The organism is Lapillicoccus sp., assembly GCF_025353065.1.
Taxonomy (GTDB): Bacteria; Actinomycetota; Actinomycetes; order Actinomycetales; family Dermatophilaceae; genus Lapillicoccus.
The window spans coordinates 1-6,440 of sequence record NZ_JANXRJ010000120.1; the positions used below are offsets into that span (position 1 = coordinate 1).

Here is a 6,440-nt window from a genome sequence, read left to right on the forward strand (position 1 = left end):
GCGAGCATCCCGGCGATCCCGCTCGACACGGATCCAGGCACCGGGCCCGGCCCGGACTCGACCCTGAGCCCCGGCACGGACTCCCCCACCGCGCCCTCGTCGCGCGCCCTTCGCGCGCCCTCGTCGCGCGCCCTTCGCGCGCCCTCGTCGCGCGCCCTCGTCTATCTCGGAATCTGATACGGTACGAAACGTATCGTATCTCAATGAGCCATCCGAGCAGCGTCCCGGAGGCGTCCGTCCTGGACGGCCCCGGGATCACCAGCGCGAACGAGTGATCCTCGCGTGCGTGCTGGTGCTGCTCGGGGAGGTCGGTTACGACGCGTTGACGTACGAGGAGGTCGCGCGGCGGGCCCACGCGTCCAAGGCGACCCTGTATCGGCGGTGGGCGACCAAGGGCGAGATGGTGGTCGCGGCCGTCGCTGCCGGGCCCGCGTCTGCTGCGACAGGTGCTGGTGACATCGACACGGGATCGATCCGTGGGGACCTGATCGCCCTGTGCCGGCGGCTCGACACCACGATGCGTTCGGCCGACGGGTCCCTGAGTCTGATGCTGCTCCGGGCCGGGTTGGAGGATCCCGCACTGTGTCGCCACATCGAGGAGACGACCGGGCCCACCGGGGCGAAGCTCCCGGCGTCGGTGCTGGACGCGGCGATCCGCCGTGGCGAGCTGCCCCAGGGTGCCCAGCCCTTCGCGTACGAAGAAGTCGCCGGTTCGGTCCTGCTCCTGCGCAGGCTCAACGGTCTTCCTGCCGGACCCGACTACCTCACCTACCTGATCGACAGCACCCTGCTTCCCGCCCTGCGTGCGAGCGCGGGGACCGATCCGCCGCCGCGGGCCATCTTCGGCTGATCGCGGCCCCCTGAGATATCGACTCCGGGAGGCCACCCCAGATGTCCACTCCAGCACCATCATCGAGAGGTCCGACCCATGACCGACGTGACCATCGACGGCTTCGACTACCGAGCAGTCCCCGGCGACGGCGGCGTCGAGCTCAACGTCGCCGTGGGCGGCAGCGGGCCCGCCGCCGTCCTGCTCCACGGCTTCCCTCAGACGCACCTCATGTAGCGCCACGTCGCCCGCCAGCTCGCTGACACCTACCAGGTCATCGTGCCCGATCTGCGCGGCTACGGCGCCAGCGACAAGCCGGCTCCGATCTCTCCCGAGACCTACTCGAAAGCCACCATGGCACGCGACATCCTCGGTGTCGTGCGCTCCATCGGGCCGGATCGGTTCAGTCTGATCGGTCATGACCGCGGCGCCCTCGTCGGGGTCCGGGCCGCTCTCGACCACCCGGGGAGCGTCACGCATCTGGGGATCCTGGACGTGCTGCCCACCATGGACACGTGGGACGTGCTGCGCGGCGTCGATGCGGCCGTCGCGTGGCACCTCTACCTGATGGCCCAGCCCCAGGGTCTGCCCGAGCGGATGATCGAGGCCGTCGCCGAGGACTTCTTCGGTTCGTTCCTCGACGCCTGGGATCCCAGCGGCACGACCTTTCTCACCGCAGATACGCCAGCACTACGTCGACAGCTCCGTGCTGGCGATACCGTCCATCGTGGCGGACTACCGGGCCACGGCCACGATCGACCTCGAGATGGATCGCCTCGACCGGAAGGCCGGCGCCCAGCTGGCGATGCCCGTCGCGGTCATCTCCCAGGACTGGGGATCACAGCTCGGGTTCAACGCGCTGGACCTGTGGCGGCAGTGGGCACCGCGCGCCACGTATCAGGCGATCGACGCCGGTCACTTCATGGCCGAAGAGCGTCCGGACGACGTCGTGTCGTTCATTCGCGAGCTGGTACAACGCCCCTCCGACTGACCGGGATCCCCTCTGTGTGCCGTCGGCCACGTGTGGTGGATGTTTGTCCGCTTTGACCGAAAAAGCCAACCAGAAAAGGGAATTGGCCGGGTGGGCGCCGGATCCGGATGGCAGACTTCGAGGCGTTCGGGACACCGTGGTCTCGCGTCCATCGCCCGCCAGACCAGACGGACACCTCCATGACCGGTATGCCCGAGACGACGACCCAGCGCACCGCGGCGCCGGGTCGTCCGTCCCCCTCCGCACGTCGACGAGGCCCCGCACGGGGTGACTCGCGGGCGGGGCGTGCCCGGCCGCAGCGCGCCCGGTTGCAGCGTGGCCGGTTGTCGGGCCCCCTCCGCTGGTCCGGGTCCGGGTCCGGCCGGCCCCGGGCCACTGACCTGTGGTCGCGCCTCGGCGCCGAGCCGAGCACGGGTCACGCCGTCCCCGGCACCGGTATCGTCGCCGTCGCTGCCGCCCTGGTGGGGCTGGTCGCGAGCATCGTCAGCACCCGCTCGGGCTGGAACCTCGCCTACGCCGACGCCCAGAGCCACCTCAGCATCGCGCGCCGCATCGTCGACTCCGCGGACCCGGGTCTCGGCCAGCTCGGCACCGTCTGGCTCCCGGTGCCCCACCTGCTGCTCATGCCCCTCACCGCGATCGACGTCCTCTGGCGCACCGGATGGGCCGCCTGCCTCGTCGGCATCGGCTGCCTCGCCGTCTCCGCGGCCGCCCTCCACCACATCGCCGCACGACTGGGGCTCGGTCGTGCCGGCCGCCTCGCCGCCCTCGCGGCCCTGCTGCTCAACCCCAGCCTCCTCTACGCCTACACGACGGCGCTCACGGAACCCGTCCTCATCGCCGCGATGCTGGCCACGATCGCGGGCCTGGCGCGGTGGGCGACGGCGACGCGGACCCCCAGCGGCGGCGAGCTCGCGGTGTATGCCGGGGTGCCGGCCGCCGCCGCGGCCCTGTCCCGCTACGAGGGGTGGGCGCTCCTGGTCACCGGATCCGCCTTCGTCGCGGTCGTCGAGCTGCGGCGCCGCCAGGGGCTGCGCAGAGCCCTCACCCGAGCGGCCGCCTTCCTCGCCGTCCCCCTCGTCGGTATCGCGTGGTGGCTGTCCTACAACGCGATCCGCTTCGGCGACCCCCTCGCCTTCGTGACCGGGCCCTACTCGGCGAGAGCCCAGCAGCAGGTCCTCATCGACAACGGCATCCTCCCGACGCGGGGCAACCTCCTGGTCTCGCTCAGCACCTACAACTGGGCGCTCCTCGAGACGGCGGGCCTCGCGCTCCTCGTCCTCGCCGGCCTCGGGCTCATCGTCGCCGCCCGGCGCTTCCGCACCGGCACACCGATGCTCGTCGTCGCCCTTCTCACCACGTCCTACCTCTTCTCCGTCGTCAGCCTGACCCTCGGGCAGACCTCCATCAGCAACGACCACACCGATCCGGCCACCTGGTGGAACAACCGCTTCGCCCTCTCGGTCTGTCCCCTGCTGGCGCTGCTCGTCGGGGTGCTCGCCGACGCCCGTCTCCGGGCGCTGGCCCGAGGCGCCGTCTTCGTCGTGATCATCCCCGCCCTGATCGGCCAGACCGCCTGGTTCGCGCTCGCGCTGCCGTCGCGCAGTGCGGTCATCGCGGAGGCGCAGCGCAGCCGGCAGGACGCCGTGGGCTCTCAGGACGTCGCGAGATACCTCGCGACCTTCTACCGCGGGGGCGACGTGCTCATCGACGAGAGCGCCCGTGGCAACGCGATCCTGCCGGTCCTCGGGATCCCCATGCGCGAGCTGATCACGCGCTCGACGGGGGCGCCGTTCGACGCCGCCATCGCCGACCCGGCGGCGCACGCGGAGTGGATCCTCGCCAACGTCGACGGCCGCGGTGTCGGCCTCGACTCCGGGCCGCACGACCTCGCGACGCAGGCCCTGGCCCGACCCGAGGTGCTGAGCCGCTACATGCTCGTCCGCGCGAGCGGCGACCACGCCCTCTACCGACGGGTCGGACAGCTGTGACCAGCCCCCGCACCTTCGTCCGTCAGGGCTGGATGCCCCTGGTCAGCGGCGACGGCCGACACGTCGAGATCGTCAGCGCCGTGCCCATCGCCGACTCGACGGCGCGGTTCGTCCGGCAGGACACCGGCGCCGACGCGGTCAGTGTGACCCGGGTGACGCTGGCCGAGTTCGACGCCACCATCGCCCGGGAGTGCCGGGCCGAGCTCCTCCACGAGATCGCGGAGTCCCTCGCGGAGGCGCAGCCCAGCCGGTCGGCGCGTTCCGGCCTGACCCGGGGGCAGTTGCTGGCCCCGCCGGTCGTGCTGGTGCTCGTGGCGGCCTGTCTCGTGGTCGACGTGCGTCTGACGACGATCGTGCTGCTCGCGGTGACGTCGCTGACCCTCTCGCTGTTCATGGGCTTCCGCCTCGTCTGCGTGCTGCTCCTGCCGCTGCGTCGGCTGTTCCAGCGGCGGTCCGAGGCGCCGGCCGAAAGGTCGGATCCCCAGCGGACAGAGGACTCCTGGGTGACGAACGGCACGCTCGACACGCGCGGGTCGGAGGACCTCCCGACCTACACGATCCTCGTCCCCGCGTTCCGCGAGGCCAAGATCATCGGCCGGCTCATCGAGAACCTCGAGCAGCTCGACTACCCACGCGATCGGATGGAGGTGCTGGTCCTGCTGGAGGAAGACGACACGAGCACCATCGTCGCAGCGCTGGCGGCCGACCCCCCGGCATACATGCGCATCCTCGTGGTCCCCCGCGGCGCCCCGCAGACCAAGCCACGGGCCTGCAACTACGGGCTGATCTTCGCCCGGGGCGAGTTCCTCGTGATCTATGACGCGGAGGACCGGCCGGAGCCCGACCAGCTGCGGCGGGTCGTCGCCGACTTCCGCAGGGCCGCCGTCGAACGCCAGCAGGGCCGCCCGCTCGCTCAGCTGGCCTGCGTGCAGTGCGGTCTCAGCTACTACAACGCGCCCTACAACGTGCTGACCCGGCTCTTCGCCATCGAGTACTCCTTCCTCTTCGACGCGATGCTGCGAGGGCTCGACGGCTCGGGGATCCCCATCCCGCTCGGGGGGACGTCCAACCACTTCGACACCCTGATCCTGCGGCGGCTCGGCGGCTGGGACCCCTACAACGTCACCGAGGACGCCGACCTCGGCATCCGGGCGGCGGCGATGGGCTACCGCGTGGGGGTCAACACCTCGACCACGTGGGAGGAGGCGTGCTCGCGCAGCGGCGCCTTCATCAAGCAGCGCACCCGCTGGATCAAGGGCTACCTGCTGACCTCGGCCGTCAACCTGCGTCACCCGGTCCAGTTCACCCGGGCGACCGGCCTGCGCGGCCTCGTCTGTCTCCTCGCACTCATCCTCGGGACCCCGCTGGCCTTCCTGGTCTATCCCGTGCTCGTCGTCTTCGCCGCCCTGACGATCGCCGGCGAGCAGTGGGGGTTCCTCGGTATGCCGCACTGGCTGGCGACCCTCGGGCTGGTCAACATGCTGGCCGGCACCGGGCTGACGATCGTCACGTCGGCGATCGTGGCGCTCCCCCGATACGGTTGGCGCATCGCGGGACTCGCGATCTTCAGCCCGGTCTACTGGCTGCTCCACTCTGTCGCCGCCTGGCGGGCGGCCTGGCAGACGATGCTGACGCCGCACGTGTGGGAGAAGACGCCGCACGGGCTCTCTGACGACTTCGACCCCGAGCAGGAGCTCGGTCAGACGGATCGGACGACCGGCCAGCCGGTCGGCCGGCCGGCTCCGGTCACGGCTCGCCCCTGAGCTGGGGGAACTGGTCGTCGCGCCACTCCTGCGGCGGGCGGGCTGCTGGCGCCGACGAGCCGGCGGATCCGGCCGCCAGCGCCTCCTCGCGACCCCGCAGCTCGACGCGACGGATCTTGCCCGAGATCGTCTTGGGCAGCTCGGCGAACTCGATCCGGCGCACCCGCTGCCACGGCTGGAGGTGCTCACGGGCATACCGCAGGATGGACAGCGCCGTCGCCTCGTCGGGCTCGTGGCCCGGCGCGAGGACGATGTAGGCCTTCGGCACGGCGAGCCGCAGCGGGTCGGGGGCCGGGACCACGGCGGCCTCGGCGACGGCCGGGTGCTCGATGAGCACCGACTCCAGCTCGAAAGGGCTGATCTTGTAGTCGCTCGCCTTGAAGACGTCGTCGGTGCGCCCGATGTAGGTGATGTAGCCCTCGGCGTCGACCGAGGCGAGGTCGCCGGTGTGGTAGAAACCGCCGGCCATCGCCTCCTCGTTGCGCTCGGGGTCGCCCTGGTAGCCGGTCATCAGGGTGAGTGGGTGCTGCGCGAGGTCGAGGCAGATCTCACCCTCGCCTGAAGTATCGTCGTTGGCCGAGGAGCGTTCTCCTGTCACCAGATCCACGAGCACGACGGGTATGCCGGGTAGTGGCCGGCCCATCGACCCGGGCTTCACGGGCGACCCCGGGGTGTTGCCGACGCAGGCGGTCGTCTCGGTCTGGCCGAACCCATCGCGCAGAGTGAGCCCCCAGGCCTCCTGCACCTGCGAGATGACCTCGGGGTTGAGCGGCTCGCCGGCTCCGATGACCTCGCGCAGCGCCCCGGGGCGGCCGCTCGAGAGGTCGGAGTTGATGAGCATCCGCCACACGGTGGGCGGGGCGCAC

6 protein-coding genes and 1 pseudogene are annotated in these 6,440 nt (G+C 71.2%); 6 read left to right on the top strand and 1 reads right to left on the bottom strand.

What is annotated here, in order from left to right; translation table 11 throughout:
- Nucleotides 1–286: 286 nt before the first annotated feature.
- The 6 genes and pseudogenes from Q0R63_RS09565 to Q0R63_RS09590 all read left to right on the top strand — a co-directional run bounded on the left by Q0R63_RS09565 (nucleotide 287) and on the right by Q0R63_RS09590 (nucleotide 5,574).
- Nucleotides 287–850, top strand: coding sequence for a TetR/AcrR family transcriptional regulator (locus Q0R63_RS09565; RefSeq protein WP_295696748.1), 564 nt, complete (start codon nucleotides 287–289; stop codon nucleotides 848–850).
- Between the two features lie 78 nt (nucleotides 851–928).
- The gene (locus tag Q0R63_RS09570; protein ID WP_295696750.1) at nucleotides 929–1,066 is read left to right on the top strand and encodes a hypothetical protein; all 138 of its coding nucleotides are present in this window, start codon (nucleotides 929–931) and stop codon (nucleotides 1,064–1,066) included.
- Between the two features lie 42 nt (nucleotides 1,067–1,108).
- Nucleotides 1,109–1,432, top strand: a pseudogene (locus Q0R63_RS09575) (alpha/beta fold hydrolase); the annotation flags it as partial.
- Between the two features lie 124 nt (nucleotides 1,433–1,556).
- On the top strand, nucleotides 1,557–1,820 hold the full coding sequence (locus Q0R63_RS09580; RefSeq protein WP_295696757.1) for a hypothetical protein: 264 nt from the start codon (nucleotides 1,557–1,559) through the stop codon (nucleotides 1,818–1,820).
- Nucleotides 1,821–2,143: 323 nt separating this feature from the next.
- Complete coding sequence (locus Q0R63_RS09585; RefSeq protein ID WP_295696752.1) at nucleotides 2,144–3,811, top strand: hypothetical protein; 1,668 nt, start codon at nucleotides 2,144–2,146, stop codon at nucleotides 3,809–3,811.
- Entirely contained in the window at nucleotides 3,808–5,574 is a 1,767-nt protein-coding gene (locus Q0R63_RS09590) for a glycosyltransferase (protein WP_295696753.1), read from the top strand. Before Q0R63_RS09585 ends, Q0R63_RS09590 begins: the two co-directional genes overlap by 4 nt.
- On the opposite strand, the gene Q0R63_RS09595 is transcribed toward Q0R63_RS09590, so the two are convergent.
- Nucleotides 5,558–6,440 (bottom strand): AMP-binding protein (locus Q0R63_RS09595; RefSeq protein ID WP_295696755.1); only part of this gene is annotated, 883 nt, incomplete at its 5' end. The two genes, Q0R63_RS09590 and Q0R63_RS09595, sit on opposite strands and share 17 nt — an antisense overlap.